The sequence below is a fragment of the Streptomyces mangrovisoli genome (assembly GCF_000974985.2).
Lineage (GTDB): Bacteria > Actinomycetota > Actinomycetes > Streptomycetales > Streptomycetaceae > Streptomyces > Streptomyces mangrovisoli.
The window spans coordinates 1-20,360 of sequence record NZ_LAVA02000045.1 but is presented as its reverse complement, the minus strand read 5'-3'; the positions used below and the strand labels follow the sequence as shown (position 1 = coordinate 20,360).

Annotated in this window: 15 protein-coding genes; 8 read left to right on the top strand and 7 right to left on the bottom strand. The window is 72.8% G+C overall.

Annotation, left to right across the window (positions count from 1 at the left end; genetic code table 11):
• Positions 1 to 81: 81 nt before the first annotated feature.
• The 5 genes from WN71_RS20155 to WN71_RS20135 are packed head-to-tail and all read right to left on the bottom strand — an operon-like array spanning position 82 to position 5,773.
• Positions 82 to 1,392, bottom strand: coding sequence for a DUF58 domain-containing protein (locus WN71_RS20155; RefSeq protein WP_046591849.1), 1,311 nt, complete (start codon positions 1,390 to 1,392; stop codon positions 82 to 84).
• The gene (locus tag WN71_RS20150) at positions 1,392 to 2,381 is read right to left on the bottom strand and encodes an AAA family ATPase (RefSeq protein ID WP_420856510.1); all 990 of its coding nucleotides are present in this window, start codon (positions 2,379 to 2,381) and stop codon (positions 1,392 to 1,394) included. Before WN71_RS20150 ends, WN71_RS20155 begins: the two co-directional genes overlap by 1 nt.
• Positions 2,381 to 3,592 carry a DUF4350 domain-containing protein gene (locus WN71_RS20145; RefSeq protein WP_046591847.1) on the bottom strand — a complete coding sequence of 404 codons (1,212 nt, stop codon included), beginning with the start codon at positions 3,590 to 3,592 and terminating at the stop codon, positions 2,381 to 2,383. Before WN71_RS20145 ends, WN71_RS20150 begins: the two co-directional genes overlap by 1 nt.
• Entirely contained in the window at positions 3,589 to 4,356 is a 768-nt protein-coding gene (locus tag WN71_RS20140; RefSeq protein ID WP_107469702.1) for a DUF4129 domain-containing protein, read from the bottom strand. Before WN71_RS20140 ends, WN71_RS20145 begins: the two co-directional genes overlap by 4 nt.
• A gap of 4 nt (positions 4,357 to 4,360) precedes the next feature.
• Positions 4,361 to 5,773 carry a DUF7544 domain-containing protein gene (locus WN71_RS20135; RefSeq protein ID WP_046591846.1) on the bottom strand — a complete coding sequence of 471 codons (1,413 nt, stop codon included), beginning with the start codon at positions 5,771 to 5,773 and terminating at the stop codon, positions 4,361 to 4,363.
• Between the two features lie 140 nt (positions 5,774 to 5,913).
• Between WN71_RS20135 and mtnA the strand changes: the two genes are divergently transcribed.
• From mtnA to WN71_RS20100, 7 genes are all read left to right on the top strand, one after another.
• Positions 5,914 to 7,071, top strand: a complete 1,158-nt coding sequence (gene mtnA / locus WN71_RS20130) for an S-methyl-5-thioribose-1-phosphate isomerase (protein ID WP_046591845.1) — start codon at positions 5,914 to 5,916, stop codon at positions 7,069 to 7,071.
• Between the two features lie 424 nt (positions 7,072 to 7,495).
• Complete coding sequence (gene mtrA, locus WN71_RS20125) at positions 7,496 to 8,185, top strand: two-component system response regulator MtrA (protein WP_187283109.1); 690 nt, start codon at positions 7,496 to 7,498, stop codon at positions 8,183 to 8,185.
• 1 nt (position 8,186) lies between these two features.
• Positions 8,187 to 10,268: an MtrAB system histidine kinase MtrB gene (gene mtrB / locus WN71_RS20120; RefSeq protein WP_046591844.1), complete on the top strand. Its 2,082-nt coding sequence runs from the start codon at positions 8,187 to 8,189 to the stop codon at positions 10,266 to 10,268.
• On the top strand, positions 10,258 to 12,099 hold the full coding sequence (locus tag WN71_RS20115) for an LpqB family beta-propeller domain-containing protein (protein ID WP_107469701.1): 1,842 nt from the start codon (positions 10,258 to 10,260) through the stop codon (positions 12,097 to 12,099). Before mtrB ends, WN71_RS20115 begins: the two co-directional genes overlap by 11 nt.
• 191 nt (positions 12,100 to 12,290) lie before the next feature.
• Positions 12,291 to 13,187, top strand: coding sequence for a ComF family protein (locus WN71_RS20110; RefSeq protein WP_046591852.1), 897 nt, complete (start codon positions 12,291 to 12,293; stop codon positions 13,185 to 13,187).
• Between the two features lie 317 nt (positions 13,188 to 13,504).
• A complete protein-coding gene (hpf, locus tag WN71_RS20105; protein ID WP_046591843.1) occupies positions 13,505 to 14,197 on the top strand; it encodes a ribosome hibernation-promoting factor, HPF/YfiA family in 693 nt (230 codons plus the stop codon).
• Between the two features lie 207 nt (positions 14,198 to 14,404).
• Entirely contained in the window at positions 14,405 to 15,148 is a 744-nt protein-coding gene (locus WN71_RS20100; RefSeq protein ID WP_046591842.1) for a response regulator, read from the top strand.
• Between the two features lie 109 nt (positions 15,149 to 15,257).
• On the opposite strand, the gene WN71_RS20095 is transcribed toward WN71_RS20100, so the two are convergent.
• Both WN71_RS20095 and WN71_RS20090 read right to left on the bottom strand, forming a co-directional pair.
• Entirely contained in the window at positions 15,258 to 16,433 is a 1,176-nt protein-coding gene (locus WN71_RS20095) for a winged helix-turn-helix domain-containing protein (RefSeq protein ID WP_046591851.1), read from the bottom strand.
• A 65-nt stretch (positions 16,434 to 16,498) separates the two neighbouring features.
• Positions 16,499 to 17,071 (bottom strand): GNAT family N-acetyltransferase, encoded by a 573-nt coding sequence (locus WN71_RS20090; RefSeq protein ID WP_046591850.1) that lies wholly within the window; start codon positions 17,069 to 17,071, stop codon positions 16,499 to 16,501.
• Between the two features lie 294 nt (positions 17,072 to 17,365).
• Between WN71_RS20090 and secA the strand changes: the two genes are divergently transcribed.
• Positions 17,366 to 20,215, top strand: coding sequence for a preprotein translocase subunit SecA (gene secA, locus WN71_RS20085; RefSeq protein ID WP_046591841.1), 2,850 nt, complete (start codon positions 17,366 to 17,368; stop codon positions 20,213 to 20,215).
• Positions 20,216 to 20,360 lie beyond the last annotated feature (145 nt).

The window sequence follows — 20,360 nt, the reverse complement described above, 5'->3', positions numbered from 1 at the left end:
TCGAGCACGGGGGTTTTCTGCGTTCCGGGCCATTTTCGGGCGCGGCGCCTGTGTACCGCGAGGCCATGAAGGCCCGCACGGTCACAGGCGTCCGGCCGCCTTCAACGCGAGATACGCGTCCGCCAGGGCGGGCGCCAGTTCCTCAGGAGTCGCGTCCACGACAGTGACACCGTGCCGGCGGAGCTGATCCGCGGTGCGGTGGCGTTCCGTCTGGGCCTGCGCCGCGGCGGCCGCCTCGTACACCGCCTCCACATCACCCCGTGCCTTTGCCATGTCCGCCACATGCGGATCGGCCACGGAGGCGACCAGCACGGTGTGGCGCTGGGTCAGCTGCGGCAGCACCGGCAACAGCCCCTCCTCGACGGGTGCCGCGTCGAGGGTGGTCAGCAGCACGAGCAGGGACCGGCGTGGAGCCGTACGCAAGGCCATGGCGGCGAGGCCGCGGGAGTCGGTCTCCACCAGCTCCGGTTCGACCGTGGCCATCGCGTCGACCAGGGAGGGCAGCACGTCGCCCGCGGCGCGGCCCTGGACCAGGGCGCGTACCCGGCGGTCGTAGGCGAGCAGGTCGACGCGGTCGCCGGCGCGGGACGCCAGGGCCGCCAGGAGCAGAGCCGCGTCCATCGAGGCGTCGAGGCGAGGGGCGTCGCCGACCCGGCCGGCGGAGGTGCGGCCGGTGTCCAGGACCAGCAGGATGTGCCGGTCGCGTTCCGGGCGCCAGGTGCGCACGGCGACGGCGGAGTGGCGGGCCGTGGCGCGCCAGTCGATGGAGCGGGTGTCGTCGCCGGGGACGTACTCGCGCAGGCTGTCGAACTCGGTGCCCTCGCCGCGCTGGAGGACGCTCGTGCGGCCGTCGAGTTCGCGCAGCCGGGCCAGTTTCGACGGCAGGTGCTTGCGGCTGGTGAAGGGCGGCAGGACCCGGACGGACCAGGGGACCCGGTGGGTGCCCTGGCGGGCGAAGAGGCCGAGCGGGCCGTAGGAGCGGATCGTCACGCGGTCGGCGTGGCGGTCGCCGCGGCGGGTCGGGCGCAGCCGGGTCGTGGCGCGGCGCCGTTCGCCCGGCGGCACGGTCAGTGCGTGCCGGGACGCCTCGACCTCCGTGCCGGGCTGCCAGCTGCTCGGCGGCCAGGCGTCGCGGAGGCGGGCGCGCAGCGGGCGCCGTGACGGGTTGGCGACGGTCAGGGTGACGTCGGCGGCCTCGCCGAGGCGTGCCGTGGTGTCGCCCGAGCGGGTCAGGACGAGGCGTCGTACGGGGGCCGCGAGGGCGAAGTCGCAGGCGCAGGCGGCGAGCAGGGTGCCGTCGACCGCCAGGATGCCGGTCCAGCTCGGATCCAGGAGGCCGACGGGGACGGAGCCCAGGGCCGCCAGGAGGGCGGCGCGTCCGGTGAACGCCATCAGCGGGGGACGGGGACGTGGGCGAGGATCGCGCTGATGACGGAGTCGGCGGTCACGCCTTCCATCTCCGCCTCGGGCCGCAGCTGGACGCGGTGGCGGAGGGTGGGCAGCGCGAGGGCCTTCACGTCGTCCGGGGTGACGTAGTCGCGGCCGGTCAGCCAGGCCCAGGCGCGGGCGGTGGCGAGCAGGGCGGTCGCGCCGCGCGGGGAGACGCCGAGGGTGAGCGACGGCGATTCGCGGGTGGCCCGGCAGAGGTCGACGACGTACGCGGTGATCTCGGGGCTGACATGGGTCTTGGCGACCGCGACGCGGGCCGCTTCGAGGTCGGCGGGGCCGGCGACCGGGCGTATGCCGGCGGCGCGCAGGTCGCGCGGGTTGAAGCCGTCGGCGTGCCGGGTGAGGACGTCGATCTCGTCCTGCCGGGAGGGCAGAGGGATCGTCAGTTTGAGCAGGAAGCGGTCGAGTTGGGCCTCGGGCAGGGGATAGGTGCCTTCGTACTCGACCGGGTTCTGGGTCGCGGCGACGAGGAACGGCTCGGGGAGCGGGCGGGGCGTGCCGTCGACGGTGACCTGGCGTTCCTCCATCGCTTCGAGGAGGGAGGACTGGGTCTTGGGCGGGGTGCGGTTGATCTCGTCGGCGAGCAGCAGGTTGGTGAAGACCGGGCCGGGCTGGAAGGAGAACTCGGCGGTGCGGGTGTCGTAGACGAGTGAGCCGGTCACGTCGCTCGGCATGAGGTCGGGGGTGAACTGGACGCGCTTGGTCTCGACGTCGAGTGCGGACGCGAGGGCGCGGACGAGCAACGTTTTGGCCACCCCGGGGACTCCTTCGAGGAGAACGTGTCCGCGGCAGAGGAGGGCGACGACAAGGCCGGTCACGGCGGGGTCCTGGCCGACCACGGCTTTGGCGATCTCGGCGCGCAGGGCCTCCAGGGAAGCGCGGGCGTCGCCCGGGTTCCCGGCGGACCAGGCGGTGTCAGTGGTCGGGGCCATCATGGACGGCGTACCTCTCTTTCGAGGGCGTCGAGTTGGTCGATGAGTGCGATGAGGGCCGTGTCGTCGCCGGGCGGCGGGCCGAAGAGAAGGGGGTGCAGGGTCGTGGCGCCGTCTCGCCGCAGATGGGCGGAGAGCGCGGGCAGCAGGGCCTCGGGCGCGTGCGCCTGGGTGACGGGGACGCCGACGAGAGGAGCGAGGCGGGTGCGGGTGGTGGAGCGCAGAGCGGCGGCGGCGCGGTCGCGGGCGTCCGCCTTGCGGTAGAGGCGGGCGCGGCCTTCGACGGTCTCGGAGGCGCGGATCGCGACGGGGAGCTTCTCGGGCACGAGCGGGCCGTGCCTGCGGGCCCGCCACAGGGCGGCGACGGCCGCGGCGATGAACAGCTGGAGGGCGCCCCAGAGCCAGCCCGAGGGGAGCAGGTCGATGAGGCTGCTGCGGCCGTTGCCGGTGGCCGTGGTGTCGGTGAGCGAGGGGAGGTACCAGACGAGATGGGTGCGGGTGCCGAGGAGTTGGAGGGCGAGCGAGGCGTTGCCCTGCCGGTCGAGGCGTTCGTTGCGCAGGATGTCGGAGGCGCCGAGGATCACCGTGTCGCCGCCGGCGGCCGAGGGCAGTCGCAGCAGGGTGGCCAGGCGCTTGCTGGGGTAGCAGGAGTCCGCGTCGAGGTGGGTGGTGCTGTAGCGGATGCCGCCGGTGTCGGCGGCCCCGGCCCGCTGGGCCTCGGCCAGGAGGCAGACCGGGGCGAGCGTCTTCTGGAAGCTCTGGGCGGGGTCGGCGGTGACGCCGGGGGCGAGGCGTTCGACGGACCAGCTGCCGGGGGCGACCAGGACGGTACGGCCGCCCGCGCCGGCCACGGCCCGGTGCAGCTGCTCCTGCTGACGGTGGGTCAACAGGTCGGGTACGGCGACGACGAGTGTGGTGTCGGGGCCGCTCGCGACGGCGGCGCCGTGCAGGGTGGTGACGACCCGGGTGGAGACGCCGTGGTCGGCGAGGAGTTCGGCGACGGCGCGGCTGCCGTTGGGGTCGGCGGAGCGGGGGTCCAGGGCGCCGTGCTGCGCGCCGGAGCGGAGGGCGGCGTAGGCGAATCCGGCGACCAGGGCGAGCAGGACGCCGAACACGACGCCCCGGGATGTCGTCCACACCTGGCGCGGGGTGGGGGAGACGGAGGTGGCGGTGGCGGTGGCGGTGGCGGGGAGCGTGGCCCCGGCGGTCATGAGGTGGCTCCCCGGTGGCTGTCGGCGGTCGCGCCGGGGGCACCGCTCGGCTGGAGGGGCTTGGTGCGTTCCAGGTCGCGGTCGAGTTCGGCGACGAGGCGGTACGACGCCTCGCTCGCGGTGCGCCCGCCGTACGCCACGTCGTCGAACTCGCGGGCGGCGGCGCGCAGTCGTTCCGTGTGCACGGGCAGGGAGCGGGCGGCTTCGGCGGCCGCCTCGTCGGCGGTGCGGCCGGGGCGGGCGTCCAGCAGCGCGCGTTCCTCCAGGGAGCGGACGACGGCTCTCATGCGTTCCTGTACGGCCGCGTTCCAGTGGGCCTGGGCGGCGTGCGCCTCGGCGGCCGCGCGGTGTTCGGCGGCGCTGCGGGGGCGTTCGTCGAACAGGGCGGGCGCGGAGCCGGGTTGGCGTCGCGGGGTGCCCAGGCGCCACCACAGGGCGGCCGCGACGGCCAGGACCGCGACGATGACGACGGTGAGTCCGACGGCGCCGCCGGGTGTCGCCGAGGCGGCGGTGCCGAACACCCGGTCGAGCCAGTCCCACAGGGCGTTGAGGGCGCGCTGGAGCAGGCTGGGGTCGTTCTGGTGGTACAGGCCCTTGGACAGTTCGCGGCGGGCCGCCTCGCGCGCGGGATCGCGCGGGACGGTGACGGGCGGTCCGTCGTCCGAGCCCGCGGCGGACAGCGGGGAGGCGCTGCCCGCGCGGGCCAGGATCCGTGTGGCGGCGCGAGGCAGCGCCGTTGTGAGAACTCCCCCCGCACGTTCCACCCTGTCAGCTCCCCGTACCCGCTTCGGCGCCGTAGTCCTGGACGCCGGCGGCGCGGGCCAGTTCGAGGTCGAGCGCCTCGCGGCGGATGCGCTGGTCGATGTAGAGGAGCACGATGACACCGGCCGAGACCGGGAAGGTGATCATCTCACCGATGACGCCGCCGATGCCGCTCATGATCAGGAAGGTCCAGCCGACGCCGCTGTTGCCGCTCTCCAGGAAGCCGGTGATGCCTCCGCCGCCGAGCGCCATCCCCAGGAAGGTGAAGGGGATCGCGATGATCGACGCCATCATGTAGGTGATGATCGCGGCGAGGAGCTGGATGCCGAAGACGCGCCACCAGGAGCCGCGGACCAGCTTCACGGAGCGGCCGAGCGACTTCCTGATGCCCTGCTTCTCCAGCATCAGCGCGGGCGAGGCGAGGGAGAGGCGCACCCAGATCCAGGTGGCGGTGACGAGGCCGCCGATGGAGCCGAGGAGGGTGAGCAGGACGCCCAGGGGCGTGGCCCCGTCGGCCACGAGGAGGAGGATGCCGGGTGTGACCGCGACGGCGATGATCGCGGTGCCGATGAGCGGCAGCAGGAAGACCAGACCGAACAGCCTGGCCACCTGGGGGCGTGCGTCGCGCCATGCCTCGCCGCTGGTGACCGGCTTGCCGAGGACGGCGCGGCTGGTGACCGCGGTCAGCAGGGCCGTCGCGATGACCGTGCCGATGATGGTGATCAGGATGACGGCGCCGCTGCCCGCGATGAGGCCGATCATGGCGTGGGCGATCTCGTCGGAGCTGGCGTCCGGGTCGTCGAGGGCGCCGGTGCCCGCGAGGTTGTTGGTGACGAGGCCCTGGAACAGGACGACGACGGTGCGGGTGATCACCGCGATGGTGAGGGAGATGCCGAGGACCGTGCGCCAGTAGGTGCGCATGGTGGAGACGGCGCCGTCGAGGATCTCGCCCACGCCGAGCGGGCGCAGCGGTATGACGCCGGGCTTGGCCGCGGGCGGCGGGCCGCCCCAGCCGGCACCCCATCCGGCTCCCCAGCCGGGCTGGCCGCCGGGCGGGCCGCCGTACCCTCCGGGAGGTCCGTAGCCGCCGGGAGGGCCTCCGTAGCCTCCTCCGGGCGGGCCGTAGGCGCCGGGGCCGCCGTAGCCGCCGCCGGGGGGCGGGCCGCCCCAGCCGGGGCCCGGGGGCGGTGGCGGCGGTGCCTGGCCGGTGCCGGGGGCGCCGGTGGGCGCGGACCACTGGCCCGGGGGCGGCTGCTCCTTGGACCACTGCGGGCCGGGGTCCGCGGGCTGTGCGCCGGGCCGGCCGGAGGCCTCGGCCGGGGCCGGGCGGTCGGCGGGTTCGGTGGGGCGGGACGCGCCGGGTTCCTGGCCGTCGGACGGTGCGGATCCGGGCGAGGCCCAGCCCGGAGTGTCGTTCATCGTCGCTCCTTCACGGTGCCCGTCCGCGGTCGCGGTGGCAGGCTGTCAGACATCGTGCCATGGGCAGGTCACGCGCGGACCGGCTGCGGTAAGGGCGGTGCACCTTCAATTGTCCGCCGGATACGGGGCAGACTGACGGCATGGCTGATCAGTACGCGCAATCCGGCGAGGACAGCCGGCCGACCGAGACACCCGTCATCCGCTGGGACGAACCCCCCGAGGGTCCGGTGCTGGTCCTGCTGGACCAGACGAGGCTGCCGGCCGAGGAGGTCGAACTGGTCTGCACGGACGCGTCCGCGCTGGTCGACGCGATCCGCTCGCTCGCCGTGCGCGGGGCTCCGCTGCTCGGGATCGCGGGGGCGTACGGCGTCGCGCTCGCGGCCGCGCGCGGCTTCGACGTGGACGAGGCGTCGCGCGCGCTCGCCGGGGCCCGGCCGACCGCGGTGAACCTCGCCTACGGCGTGGAGCGGGCGCGGGCGGCCTATCTCGCGGGGCTCGCCAAGGTCGGGGACTCCAAGACCGCGGCCGCGATGGCGCTGGCGGCGGCGCGGGCCCTGCACCAGGAGGACGCCGAGGCCAGCACCCGGATGGCGGCGCACGGGCTGGCGCTCCTCGACGAGCTGCTGCCCGGCGGCGGGCACCGGATCCTGACCCACTGCAACACCGGTTCGCTGGTGTCGGGCGGGGAGGGCACGGCGTTCGCGGTGGCGCTCGCCGCGCACCGGCAGGGCAGGCTGCGCCGGCTGTGGGTGGACGAGACGCGCCCGTTGCTCCAGGGCGCGCGGCTGACGGCCTACGAGGCGGCGCGCAGCGGCATGGCGTACACGCTGCTGACCGACAACGCGGCCGGGTCGCTCTTCTCGGCCGGCGAGGTGGACGCCGTGCTGATCGGTGCGGACCGCATCGCGGCCGACGGCTCGGTGGCGAACAAGGTGGGGAGCTACCCGCTCGCGGTGCTCGCGCGGTATCACCATGTGCCCTTCATCGTGGTGGCTCCGGTGACGACGGTGGATCTGGAGACCCCGGACGGGGCGGCCATCGAGGTGGAGCAACGCCCCGGCCATGAAGTGACCGAGGTCACATTGCCGCAGGCGCCGGTGAGCGGAGGGGGCGGTGGCGTCCCGGTGGCGCCGCTGGGGACGCAGGCCTACAACCCGGCCTTCGACGTGACGCCGCCCGAGCTGGTGACCGCCGTCGTCACCGAGGAGGGCGTCGTGTCCCCGGTGACGACGGAGGCGCTGGCGGAGCTCGTCGCCCGCTCCCGCCGGGCCGCGAGCGGCCTCGGGGGGATCGGCTAGGGCCTGTCGGCGCGGGATCGGCCAGGGCCTGTCGCCGTGGGGACGGCCAGGGCCTGCCGGCGTGTGGCGGACGGGAATTCGACGACGGGCCCCGGGGCCGCGCGGCGGGCTCCGGGAGGCCTTGACGGCGCCGGGTCCCCCGCCGCGGAGGGCGTCGGGGGAGCGGGCGCCGCGGGTTTCGACGAGACCTGTCGCGCCGTCGCGGCGATGCTGGGAGGAGGAGCCGCTCCGCGGTCCGCCGCCGGCGGCCGGGACGGCGTGTTTTTGCCGCCAGGACCGGCGGACGACGGGGTCCGTCGCCCGGATCGGTGGGGCGGGACGCCCCGATCGACGGTCGGGGGCAGACAGTGACGACTCCGTACGACTATCGTCACGGGCCAGTGAGGTCCCTCACCTGCGCCTCTGTCGTCGTTACGAGAATGGGATGATGTCGTTTATGAAGGGACGAGTCCTTGTCGTCGACGACGACACCGCACTGGCCGAGATGCTCGGCATCGTGCTGCGTGGTGAAGGTTTCGAGCCGTCTTTTGTGGCGGACGGCGACAAGGCGTTGGCCGCGTTCCGTGAAGCCAAGCCCGATCTGGTGCTGCTCGACCTGATGCTGCCCGGACGGGACGGCATCGAGGTCTGCCGCCTGATCCGCGCGGAGTCGGGCGTGCCGATCGTGATGCTCACGGCCAAGAGCGACACCGTCGACGTAGTCGTCGGCCTGGAGTCCGGCGCCGACGACTACATCGTGAAGCCGTTCAAGCCGAAGGAGCTGGTGGCCCGCATCCGGGCCCGCCTGCGGAGGTCGGAGGAGCCGGCGCCGGAGCAGCTCGCCATAGGCGACCTGGTCATCGACGTGGCCGGGCACTCCGTGAAGCGGGACGGTCAGTCCATCGCGCTCACGCCGCTGGAGTTCGACCTGCTGGTCGCCCTGGCCCGCAAGCCGTGGCAGGTGTTCACCCGTGAGGTCCTGCTCGAGCAGGTCTGGGGCTACCGGCACGCGGCCGACACGCGGCTGGTCAACGTGCACGTCCAGCGGCTGCGCTCCAAGGTCGAGAAGGACCCCGAGCGTCCGGAGATCGTGGTGACCGTGCGGGGCGTCGGCTACAAGGCCGGACCGAGCTGACATGTCCGGGGACAGTGCCGCTTCGGCCCCCGGTCGGTCCGGGTCCCGCGCGGAGCGGCCTGTCGGCCGTGGTTCGGCGGGTTCGCGTTGGGGACGCCTCTTCGAGGGCGGATTGCTGCAGGGCGGCGTCCAGGGCAGTCCGGTCCTGCGCCTGCTGCTGCGCTGGGTGCGCCGGCCGCTGCTGCCCGTCATGCGGCTGTGGCGGCGCAACATCCAGCTCAGGGTCGTCGCCACGACGCTGCTGATGTCGCTGGGCGTCGTACTGCTGCTGGGCTTCGTCGTCATCGGCCAGGTCCGCAACGGCCTGCTGGACGCGAAGGTCAAGGCCTCGCAGAGCCAGGCCACGGGCGGTTTCGCGGTGGCCAAGCAGCGCGCGGACGAGGCGGCGACCGGCAGCGGCACCACCGGCGACACCACCGCGACCGGCACGCGTACCTCGCAGAACGTCGTCGAGTGGATGAATGAGCTCGTCGACTCGCTCTCCAGCGGCGGCCAGGGCGCCTTCGACGTGGTCACCCTGCCCGCGGGCCAGGAGAGCGGCGGCGCACGCGGGCCGCGTGCCTCCGGCGACGTCGACCCGAACATCAGCGTGCCCCAGGACCTGCGGGACCGGCTCGAGCACAGCACGACCGCCGCCCAGAGCTACACGCGCATCGTCTCCCAGCACAACGACCAGGAACCGCAGCCCGCGCTGGTCATCGGCAAGCAGGTCAACGACCCCAACGGCGACCCGTACCAGCTGTACTACCTCTTCCCGCTCACCCAGGAGGAGAAGTCGCTCAGCCTGGTCAAGACGACCCTGGCGACGGCCGGGCTGTTCGTGGTGGTGCTCCTCGGGGCGATCGCGTGGCTCGTGGTGCGCCAGGTCGTCACCCCCGTGCGGATGGCCGCCGGGATCGCCGAGCGGCTGTCCGCGGGACGGCTCCAGGAGCGGATGAAGGTCACCGGCGAGGACGACATCGCGCGGCTCGGCGAGGCCTTCAACAAGATGGCGCAGAACCTCCAGCTGAAAATCCAGCAGCTGGAGGACCTGTCGCGGATGCAGCGCCGGTTCGTGTCGGACGTGTCGCACGAGCTGCGCACGCCGCTGACGACCGTGCGGATGGCCGCCGACGTCATCCACGAGGCGCGCGAGGACTTCGACCCGGTGACCGCGCGCTCCGCCGAGCTGCTCGCCGACCAGCTGGACCGGTTCGAGTCGCTGCTCGCGGACCTGCTGGAGATCAGCCGGTTCGACGCGGGCGCGGCCGCCCTGGAGGCCGAGCCGATCGACCTCAGGGAGGTCGTGCGGCGGGTCGTCAGCGGCGCCGAGCCGCTCGCCGAGCGCAAGGGCTCGCAGGTGCGCGTCGTCGGCGACCAGCAGCCCGTCGTGGCCGAGGCCGACGCCCGGCGGGTGGAGCGGGTGCTGCGCAACCTCGTCGTCAACGCGGTCGAGCACGGCGACGGCAAGGACGTCGTGGTGCAGCTGGCGTCCGCGGGCGGCGCGGTCGCGATCGCCGTACGGGACTACGGCGTCGGGCTCAAGCCCGGCGAGGCGACCCGCGTCTTCAGCCGCTTCTGGCGGGCCGACCCGGCCCGCGCGCGGACCACGGGCGGCACGGGCCTCGGCCTGTCGATCGCCCTGGAGGACGCGCGGCTGCACGGCGGCTGGCTGCAGGCGTGGGGCGAGCCCGGCGGCGGCTCGCAGTTCCGGCTGACGCTGCCGCGGACCGCGGACGAGCCGCTGCGCGGCTCCCCGATACCGCTGGAGCCGAGGGACTCGCGCCGCAACCGCGGACTCAACGACGCCGGGCTGCCGCGCGGCACCGGGGCCAAGAGCGCCACCGTGCCCGTGCAGGCCGGCGGACGGTCGGGCGCACACGCCTCCATAGCGCCGCGGACGGCGCAGGTCGCGCCGACCGCCGACCCGACGGCGCTGCCCGGGAACGGCGCCCGCGTGGTGCCCCGGCCCACGAGCGGGGCCCGGCGGCCGGACGGGCCGTCCGCGGCGGAGGGGACGCCGGAGGGGCGGTCCGGCCGCCCGGACACCGCCGCCCGGCCGGAGGACTCGAACACGTCAGGGGAGGCATTCCGTGGTCGCTGACCGCGAGGGGGGCGCCCGGCGCCGTCCGGCGCACGCGGTGGCCTACGCCGCCTTCGGTGTCGTACTGCTGGCGGGGTGCGCCTCGATGCCCGACAGCGGCGATCTGCGGGACGTCGAGTCCACGCCGCGCCAGGAGACCCAGGTACGGGTCTTCGCGGTGCCGCCGCAGGAGGACGCCACGCCCGGCGAGATCGTGCAGGGCTTCCTCGAGGCCCTGACCAGCGACGATCCCCATTACGACACCGCGCGCAAGTATCTGACCGCCGACGCCGGGCGGCGCTGGCGGCCCGAGCAGTCCACCACGGTGCTGGAGAACGGTCCGAGCATCGGGGCGGCGCACGGGCCGGGCGGCCGCGAGGAGACCGACACCCTGACGTACGCCCTCACCGGCACCAGCGTCGCCGAGGTCGACGCGCAGCAGGCGTACGCGCCCGCCTCGGGCCAGTACGACCAGCCGGTGCACCTGGTCAAGGACGCCAAGAGCGGTCAGTGGCGCATCGACGGGCTACCGCAGGGCGTCGTCATGGGCAAGTCCGACTTCCAGCGCAACTTCATGTCGGTCGACCGGTACTACTTCGCGTCGAACGCCTCGGACGCGGCCGGCGCGGAGACCGCGGCCGTCGCGGACCCGGTGTACGTGCGCGAGCGGGTGGACCCGATGACCCAGGTCGTGCGCTCCCTCATCGACGGGCCGACGCACTGGCTGCAGCCCGTGGTCCGGTCGAGCTTTCCCAGCGGCAGCGCCCTGAAGAAGGGCGTCGGCACCCTCTCCCCGGACGACCAGGGCAAGCTGACGGTGCCGTTGAACGCCAAGGCGTCCAAGGTCGGGCTCAAGCGGTGCGACGAGATGGCGACGCAGCTGCTGTACACGGTGCAGAACATGACGCCCGCGGTCGACACGGTCGCGTTCCAGGCCGATGACGGCACGACGCTGTGCACGCTCGACGAGGACCGTGCCCAGGTCGTCGCCACGCGCGGCGCCGACAAGCGCCCCGAGTTCCTGTACTTCCTCGACGGCAAGCACCGGCTGGTGCGCATACCGCCGGGCTCCAGCAGCACCAGCGCCGACGCGGTGCCGGGCGCGCTGGGGGCGGGCGAGGAGCCGCTGCGCTCGGCGGCCGTCTCGCGTGACGAGCACACCGCGGCCGGGGTCAGCGGCGACGGAAAGTCCCTGTACGTCGCCTCCATCGCCTCCAGCGGCTCGCTCGGGGCGCCGGTGCTGACCAGCCACGGCAAGACCGAGGACGACCGGCTGACGGCGCCCAGCTGGGACGCGCAGGGCGACCTGTGGGTGGCCGACCGCGACCCGGCCGACCCCCGGCTGCTGCTCCTCGCGCAGGGCGCGGGCCAGCCGGTGGTCGTGCAGACGCGCGGGCTGGACGGCCGGATCGTGGCCGTGCGGGTCGCCGCGGACGGGACGCGCGTCGCGCTCGTCGTCGAGAAGGACGGCCACCGCTCGCTGCTGATCGGGCAGATCCACCGCGCCCTGGACAAGACCGGGGGGCAGGAGACCGTCACGGTGGAGGGGCTGCTCTCCGCCGCGCCGGACCTGGAGGACGTCACGGCCATGTCGTGGGCCGGGGACAGCCGGCTCGTGGTGGTCGGGTCCGAGCAGGGCGGCGTGGTGCAGATGCGGTACGTCCAGGTCGACGGCTCCGTCCCGGAGGGCCCGGCGCCCGCCGCGCTGGCCGGGGTGAAGGAGATCGCCGCCTCGGAGTCCGACCAGATGCCGCTGGCCGCGTACTCCGAGGACGGCATCGTCCGGCTGCCGTCCGGGGCGCAGTGGCAGAAGGTCGTCAAGGAGGGGTCGGGGCCCATCTACCCCGGGTGAACCGACGGCACGGGCGGTCGGGCAGAGATCGTTCCTTTGCAGGGTGAGGCGCCTCCTTCGGGAGGCGCCTCACTCATGTGGGTGAGACGTCGGCCGCGGGTCTGTCGGGTTGTCCACAGGCGGTTTTCCACAGGGCTCGCCAGTCCGGCGGGGGCGCGGCACAGTGGTGGGCACGCGGGGGTGGTGTGGACATGCGGCCGTGGTGGCGGGACCTGACCGACCTCGTGCTGCCGGCCGAGTGCGGGGGCTGCGGCAGGCCGCGCACGGTGCTCTGTCCCGAGTGCCGTACGGCGCTGACGCCGGCGCGACCGGGCCGGGTGCGGCCGGTGCCCGAGCCGCCGGGGCTGCCCCCGGTGCACGCGGCGGCGCCGTACGCGGACGCGGTGCGCGCCGCCCTGCTCGCCCACAAGGAGCGCGGCGCCCTGGCCCTCGCCGCTCCGCTCGGCGCGGCGCTCGCGGGCGCGGTGCGGGCCGCCGTGGGGCAGGGGTCCGGCGGGGCGCGGCCGGTGCTGCTGGTGCCGGTGCCCTCGTCGCGGGCGGCGGTGCGGGCGCGCGGGCACGATCCGGCGCGGCGGATCGCGTTCGCGGCGGCGGGCGCCCTGCGCCGGGAGGGGACGCCCGCCCGGGTGGTGGCCGTGCTGCGTCAGGGGCGGCCCGTGGCGGACCAGTCGGGGCTCGACTCCGGGCAGCGGCTGGCCAATCTGGCGGGCGCGCTGGAGGCGGCCGCGGGCGCCGGACGGCTGCTGGCCGGCGGGCGGATCGTGCTGGTCGACGACCTGATGACCACGGGTGCCTCGCTGGCGGAGGCGGCCCGCGCGGTGCGGGAGGTGATGACCGGACAGAGGTTGACGGAGGGGGTTGGAGAGGGGGCACGGGGGGAAACGGTGGGACACGGCAGGGTGCGGGCGGCCGTGTACGGCACAACACTCAGGGAAGGGATGGGAGAACGGCTCATCCGGTCGCGGGACGGGAGGAGAGAGAGCGTGTACGACGCATCGGAAATGTCCGCCGGCACGGAAACCGGACATCCGGTCCGGGCGGCCGTGATCGCCGCTCCTCCGGATTCTTTCGAAATCAACCGGAACTGACTGTGAACTTGCATCGTTGCAGGTAATGAGGTGGTCAATTCACCTGAACGGAGGTACGGGGCAGTAGAGGGTGACGACATCCGGCCGGGCGAGATATGTTCTGTTGTGAGGGAAAGGCGCAGGCCATGCACCCTCATATCTGAATTGGCGCGGCGTGGGTTTTCCTTCATCGACTCGCGCCGTCGGGGTGGAGAGATCGCCCACGGGGGAGGAGGAGGTGGACGTCACCGAGTCCGAGGCTCCGGGACGACCGGAGCCGGGTGCAAAAGGGAGATGCTCCGCCACCGAAGCGGAGTGATCCGGGAACGGAGTTCTGCGTGGACATCGTCGTCAAGGGCCACAAGACCGAGGTGCCCGAGCGGTTCCGCAAGCACGTGGTCGAGAAGCTGAAGCTGGAGAAGATCCAGAAGCTCGATGGCAAGGTGATCAGCCTCGACGTCGAGGTGTCCAAGGAGCCCAACCCCCGACAGGCCGACCGTTGCGACCGGGTGGAGATCACGCTCCGCTCCCGCGGTCCGGTGATCCGGGCGGAGGCGGCTGCCAGCGATCCGTATGTGGCACTCGACATGGCGGCGGAGAAGCTGGACGCCCGACTGCGGAAGCAGCACGACAAGCGATACTCGCGCCGCGGCGCCCGCCGTATCTCGGCCGCCGAGGTTCCCGACCACGTCCCGGGCGCGGCGACGCTCGACGTCAACGGCCACGCCGTGCACGACGAGGAATCGGGCGAAGTTCCCACGAAGAAGATCGGCTCGCTGGAGATCCAGGGGGAGGGCCCCCTGATCGTCCGCGAGAAGACACACGTCGCCGCTCCGATGAGCCTCGACCAGGCGCTGTACGAAATGGAACTGGTCGGACACGACTTCTATCTTTTCGTCGACTCCGAGACGAAAGAACCCAGTGTCGTCTACCGCCGGCACGCATACGACTACGGCGTGATCCACCTCACGACCGACACGATGGTCACCCAGGCGCATTCCCCCGAGGCGGGTGGATCGCTGGGTGGCTGAACCACCCGCGGGCAAGTTGAGCCGGTGCCCCTGGAGCGCGCGTGTGCGCCCCCAGGGGCACCGGTGTGCGACCAGTTCGCGACCCGCACTGTCACCGTTCTGTCGTCCCGTCATGGAATCATGGCCTCAGTGGCCCAATCGGTGGGCCGCTGCCTTGGGTTGGCGATGGCAGCAGGACCACAGGCCACAGCCTCAGGGGGAGGAACGATGGCGGACAGCTTCGGACCGATGCGGGACGGGGACGCCGACGGCGCCGTCGGCCCGGACGCGGACACGGGCGCGGCCCGCAAGGAGCCGATCAGGGTCCTCGTGGTGGACGATCACGCCCTCTTCCGCCGCGGCCTGGAGATCGTGCTGGCCGCCGAGGAGGACATCCAGGTCGTCGGGGAGGCGGGGGACGGTGCCGAGGCCGTCGACAAGGCCGCGGATCTGCTGCCCGACATCGTCCTGATGGATGTCCGGATGCCCAAGCGCGGCGGCATCGAGGCCTGCACCTCCATCAAGGAGGTGGCCCCCAGCGCGAAGATCATCATGCTGACGATCAGCGACGAGGAGGCCGACCTCTACGAGGCGATCAAGGCAGGCGCGACCGGCTATCTGCTGAAGGAGATCTCCACGGACGAGGTGGCCACCGCCATTCGCGCCGTGGCCGACGGCCAGTCGCAGATCAGCCCGTCCATGGCGTCGAAGCTGCTCACCGAGTTCAAGTCGATGATCCAGCGGACCGACGAGCGCCGGCTGGTGCCCGCGCCCCGGCTGACGGACCGTGAGCTGGAGGTGCTGAAGCTCGTCGCCACCGGGATGAACAACCGCGACATCGCCAAGGAGCTGTTCATCTCCGAGAACACCGTGAAGAACCACGTGCGCAACATCCTGGAGAAGCTTCAGTTGCACTCCAGGATGGAGGCCGTGGTCTACGCGATGCGCGAGAAGATCCTCGAGATCCGCTGACCCTGGCCACCGGCGCGGCTGACCGGAGCCCCTGGAAGGGGCGCGGGGAACTGCGCGATCAGCCACGACGCGCCCGCACACACGACCACCGGGCCCCGCCGACCCCGCGTCAGGCGAGGAGGGCGGCGAGTTCCGCGGTCACGGCGCCGCGCAGCTCCGGCGCGTCCACGCGCTCCACCCGGACGTCCGTGCACTCCACCCAGCTCGCCGCCTCCACCAGCGCACGGGCCGCGGCCGGGGCCGCCTTCGGGCCCTCCAGGGTGAGCTGCCGGGCGACCAGCGTGGAGCCCTCGCGCGCGGGGTCGACCCGGCCGACCAGCCGGCCGCCGGCCAGGATCGGCATGGCGAAGTAGCCGTACACCCGCTTGGGCTTCGGGACGTACGCCTCCAGGCGGTGGGTGAAGCCGAAGACGCGCTCCGTGCGGGCCCGCTCCCAGATCAGGGAGTCGAAGGGGGACAGCAGGGTGGTGCGGTGGCGGCCGCGCGGCGGGTCGGCCAGCGCCGCCGGGTCCGCCCAGGCCGGCCTCCCCCAGCCGGCCACCGTGACCGGGACCAGGCCCGAGTCGGCGATCACGGCGTCGACCTGCTCGCCCTTGAGGCGGTGGTAGTCGGCGATGTCCGCGCGCGTGCCGACGCCCAGGGCCTGCCCGGCCAGGCGCACCAGGCGGCGCAGGCACTCGGCGTCGTCCAGCTCGTCGTGGAGCAGCGCCTGGGGGACGGCGCGCTCGGCGAGGTCGTAGACCCGCTTCCAGCCGCGGCGCTCCACGCAGACCACCTCGCCGTACATCAGCGCGCGCTCGACGGCGACCTTGGTGCCCGACCAGTCCCACCACTCGCTGGTCCGCTTGGCGCCGCCCAGCTCCGTGGCGGTCAGCGGGCCCTCGCTCCGCAACTGCTTGATCACCTGGTCGTAGGTGCCGTCGGGCAGCTCGTGGTTCCAGTGCGGACGGTCGCGGTAGGCGCGGCGGCGGAAGGCGAAGTGCGGCCACTCCTCCACGGGGAGCAGGCAGGCGGCGTGCGACCAGTACTCGAAGGCGTGGGTGTCGGTCCAGTAGGCGTCCTCGACGGCTCTGCGGCCGACGGCGCCGAGGCGGGCGTAGGGCACGAGCTCGTGGGAGCGGGCGAGGACGGAGATGGTGTCGAGCTGGACCGCGCCGAGACGGCGGAGGACCCCGCGGACGCCGGCCCGGCGGTCCGGGGCGCCGAGGAAGCCTTGGGCCCGGAGGGCGAGGCGGCGGGCGTCGTCCGCCGACAGTTCCGTGGTGGGGCGCGGGAGGGTCGTCATGAGCCGCACGATAGGCGCTGCCACTGACAGCGCGGGGCCCCTTCCCCCGGCACGGCGGGCCCGCCTCAGGCGGACGGGGCCGGCAGGTAGGGGGCCGTCGAGCGCAGGCCCAGGTCGGACGGGAGCAGCGAGCCCACCCAGCAGTCGCGGCGCACGCCCCCGTGGTTGATCGCCGAGCGCAGGACGCCCTCCATGGCGAAGCCGACGCGCACCGCCACCGCGCGGGAGGCGGCGTTGCCCACCTCGGCCCGCCATTCGAGGCGGTCGACGGCCAGGACGGTGAACGCCCAGCGGGCGACGGCGAGCGTGCCCTCGGCCACGTATCCCTGGCGGCGGTGCTCCTTGGTCGCCCAGAAGCCGATCTCGGCCGTGCCGAGGGCCCGCATCATCAGGCCGATCATGCCCACCAGCTCCCCCTCGGGCAGGAACAGGCCGAAGGTGAACACGGAGCCGGTCGCCCAGCCGTCGGGGACCAGCTCCTCGGCGAAGCTGCGCGCGTGCTCGGCGAGGTACGGCGAGGGGATCGTGGTCCAGCGCTGGATGTCCGGGTCCTGGGCGGCGGCGTACACGGCGTCGGTGTCCTGCCGGCCGACCGGGCGCAGCGTGAGGCGGGGGGTGGTGAGGGTGACGGGCTCCATCGACCGATGATGCGTGGACACGCGCGCGTGCGCCACGGTTTTCACCGGTCGGAGGTCGGCGCTGCGTGAGCGCGCGATCACGATTCGCGCAAATCGTCGGCACAGGGCGGCACCATCGGCGACTCCCGTCCGTTGTCCCGGTGAAACACTTCCGAAGCAGTTCGCAAAGGCTCGGCAGCCGTCGTCACGGCGGGCCTCCCGGCGTGGTGGGGTCCTCGCATACGATGGCCGTTGCTCAGTAAGTCAATCCGAAACCGACCGTCCCAGGCCCGACCGGCAAGGAGACCAGCCCCCGTGTCCGTCCTCTCGAAGATCATGCGTGCAGGCGAAGGCAAGATCCTGCGCAAGCTGCACCGCATCGCGGACCAGGTCAACTCCATCGAAGAGGACTTCATCGACCTCTCCGACGCCGAGCTGCGGGCCCTCACCGACGAGTACAAGCAGCGCTATGCCGACGGTGAGAGCCTCGACGACCTGCTCCCCGAGGCGTTCGCCACCGTCCGCGAGGCCGCCAAGCGCGTCCTCGGCCAGCGTCACTACGACGTGCAGATGATGGGCGGCGCCGCCCTCCACCTCGGCTATGTCGCCGAGATGAAGACCGGTGAGGGCAAGACCCTCGTCGGCACGCTGCCCGCGTATCTGAACGCCCTCTCCGGCGGCGGCGTCCACATCGTCACGGTCAACGACTACCTGGCCGAGCGCGACTCCGAGATGATGGGCCGCGTCCACAAGTTCCTGGGCCTGGAAGTCGGCGTGATCCTCGCCAACATGTCGCCCGCCCAGCGCCGCGAGCAGTACGCCTGCGACATCACGTACGGCACGAACAACGAGTTCGGCTTCGACTACCTGCGCGACAACATGGCCTGGTCGCAGGACGAGCTCGTGCAGCGCGGCCACAACTTCGCGATCGTCGACGAGGTCGACTCGATCCTGGTCGACGAGGCCCGTACGCCGCTGATCATCTCCGGCCCGGCCGACCAGGCCACCAAGTGGTACGGCGACTTCGCCAAGCTGGTGCTGCGCCTGAAGCGCGGCGAGGCCGGCAACCCGCTCAAGGGTCTCGAGGAGACCGGCGACTACGACGTCGACGAGAAGAAGCGCACGGTCGCCATCCACGAGGCCGGTGTCAGCAAGGTCGAGGACTGGCTGGGCATCGACAACCTCTACGAGTCGGTGAACACGCCTCTGGTGGGCTACCTGAACAACGCCATCAAGGCCAAGGAGCTCTTCAAGAAGGACAAGGACTACGTCGTCATCGACGGCGAGGTCATGATCGTCGACGAGCACACCGGCCGTATCCTCGCCGGCCGCCGCTACAACGAGGGCATGCACCAGGCGATCGAGGCGAAGGAAGGGGTGGACATCAAGGACGAGAACCAGACGCTCGCCACGATCACCCTCCAGAACTTCTTCCGCCTCTACAAGCGCCACGACCACAACGGCAAGGACCTGCCGGGTCTGTGCGGCATGACCGGTACGGCGATGACCGAGGCCGCCGAGTTCCACCAGATCTACAAGCTCGGCGTCGTCCCGATCCCGACCAACCGGCCGATGGTCCGCAAGGACCAGTCCGACCTGATCTACCGCACCGAGGTCGCGAAGTTCGAGGCGGTCGTCGACGACATCGTCGAGAAGCACGAGAAGGGCCAGCCGATCCTCGTCGGCACGACGTCGGTCGAGAAGTCCGAGTACCTCTCGCAGCAGCTCTCCAAGCGCGGTGTCCAGCACGAGGTGCTGAACGCCAAGCACCACGAGCGCGAGGCCCAGATCGTCGCGCAGGCCGGCCGCCGGGGCGCGGTGACGGTCGCGACCAACATGGCCGGCCGTGGTACGGACATCAAGCTCGGCGGCAACCCCGAGGACCTCGCCGAGGCGGAGCTGCGCCAGCGCGGCCTCGACCCCGAGGAGCACATCGAGGAGTGGGCGCAGGCCCTGCCCGCGGCCCTGGAGCGCGCGGAGGAGGCGGTGAAGGCCGAGAAGGACGAGGTCCACGACCTCGGCGGCCTCTACGTCCTCGGCACCGAGCGGCACGAGTCGCGCCGCATCGACAACCAGCTGCGCGGTCGTTCCGGCCGTCAGGGCGACCCGGGCGAGTCCCGCTTCTACCTCTCCCTCGGTGACGACCTGATGCGCCTTTTCAAGGCCCAGATGGTCGAGCGCGTGATGTCCATGGCGAATGTGCCGGACGACGTGCCGATCGAGAACAAGATGGTCACCCGCGCGATCGCCTCGGCGCAGTCGCAGGTCGAGCAGCAGAACTTCGAGACCCGCAAGAACGTCCTGAAGTACGACGAGGTGCTCAACCGCCAGCGCGAGGTCATCTACGGCGAGCGCCGCCGGGTCCTGGAGGGCGAGGACCTCCAGGAGCAGGTCCAGCACTTCATGGACGACACCATCGATGCCTACGTCGGGGCCGAGACCGCCGAGGGCTTCGCCGAGGACTGGGACCTCGACCGGCTGTGGGGCGCCTTCAAGCAGCTCTACCCGGTGAAGATCACCGTCGACGAGCTGGAGGAGGCGGCCGGTGACCGGGCCGGCCTCACGGCGGAGTTCATCTCCGAGTCCATCAAGGACGACATCCGCGAGCAGTACGAGTCCCGCGAGACGCAGCTCGGCTCCGAGATCATGCGCGAGCTGGAGCGCCGGGTCGTGCTGTCGGTCCTCGACCGCAAGTGGCGCGAGCACCTCTACGAGATGGACTACCTCCAGGAGGGCATCGGCCTGCGCGCGATGGCGCAGAAGGACCCCCTGGTCGAGTACCAGCGCGAGGGCTTCGACATGTTCACCGCGATGATGGACGGCATCAAGGAAGAGTCCGTCGGCTATCTGTTCAACCTGGAGGTCCAGGTCGAGCAGCAGGTCGAGGAGGTCCCGGTCGAGGACACCAAGCCGGTGGCCGACCTGGAGAAGCAGGACTCGGTGCCGGCCCAGGCGGGCGCCCGCCCGGAGATCCGCGCCAAGGGCCTGGACGCCCCGCAGCGGCGGAACCTGCACTTCTCGGCGCCGACCGTGGACGGCGAGGGCGGCACGATCGAGGGCGACTTCGCCAGCGACGACGAGCCGGTGCGCTCCGAGGCCGACGGCCTCACGCGCGCCGAGCGCCGCAAGCAGGCCAAGGCGGGTCGCCGCCGCCGCACCAAGTAGGGACACCCGCGGAGCCGACGGCTCCGTGACCGAGCGGCCCGAGGGGCCGGGCACCCGCGCAGGGGGCCCGGCCCCTCGGCGCGTGAGAGGGCCGCTGCGCGGGCCGCTGTGCCGCGGGCCCCCAGGCCCCCTCCCGGGCCCCCAG

Bases quoted from the DNA above. Each gene is read 5' to 3' on its own strand.
- WN71_RS20155 (WP_046591849.1), bottom strand. From the start codon at position 1,392: ATGGCGTTCACCGGACGCGCCGCCCTCCTGGCGGCCCTGGGCTCCGTC.
- WN71_RS20135 (WP_046591846.1), bottom strand. From the start codon at position 5,773: ATGAACGACACTCCGGGCTGGGCCTCGCCCGGATCCGCACCGTCCGAC.
- WN71_RS20150 (WP_420856510.1), bottom strand. From the start codon at position 2,381: ATGGCCCCGACCACTGACACCGCCTGGTCCGCCGGGAACCCGGGCGAC.
- mtrB (WP_046591844.1), top strand. From the start codon at position 8,187: ATGTCCGGGGACAGTGCCGCTTCGGCCCCCGGTCGGTCCGGGTCCCGC.
- WN71_RS20110 (WP_046591852.1), top strand. From the start codon at position 12,291: ATGCGGCCGTGGTGGCGGGACCTGACCGACCTCGTGCTGCCGGCCGAG.
- WN71_RS20095 (WP_046591851.1), bottom strand. From the start codon at position 16,433: ATGACGACCCTCCCGCGCCCCACCACGGAACTGTCGGCGGACGACGCC.
- WN71_RS20090 (WP_046591850.1), bottom strand. From the start codon at position 17,071: ATGGAGCCCGTCACCCTCACCACCCCCCGCCTCACGCTGCGCCCGGTC.
- mtnA (WP_046591845.1), top strand. From the start codon at position 5,914: ATGGCTGATCAGTACGCGCAATCCGGCGAGGACAGCCGGCCGACCGAG.
- WN71_RS20100 (WP_046591842.1), top strand. From the start codon at position 14,405: ATGGCGGACAGCTTCGGACCGATGCGGGACGGGGACGCCGACGGCGCC.
- WN71_RS20145 (WP_046591847.1), bottom strand. From the start codon at position 3,592: ATGACCGCCGGGGCCACGCTCCCCGCCACCGCCACCGCCACCGCCACC.
- mtrA (WP_187283109.1), top strand. From the start codon at position 7,496: ATGATGTCGTTTATGAAGGGACGAGTCCTTGTCGTCGACGACGACACC.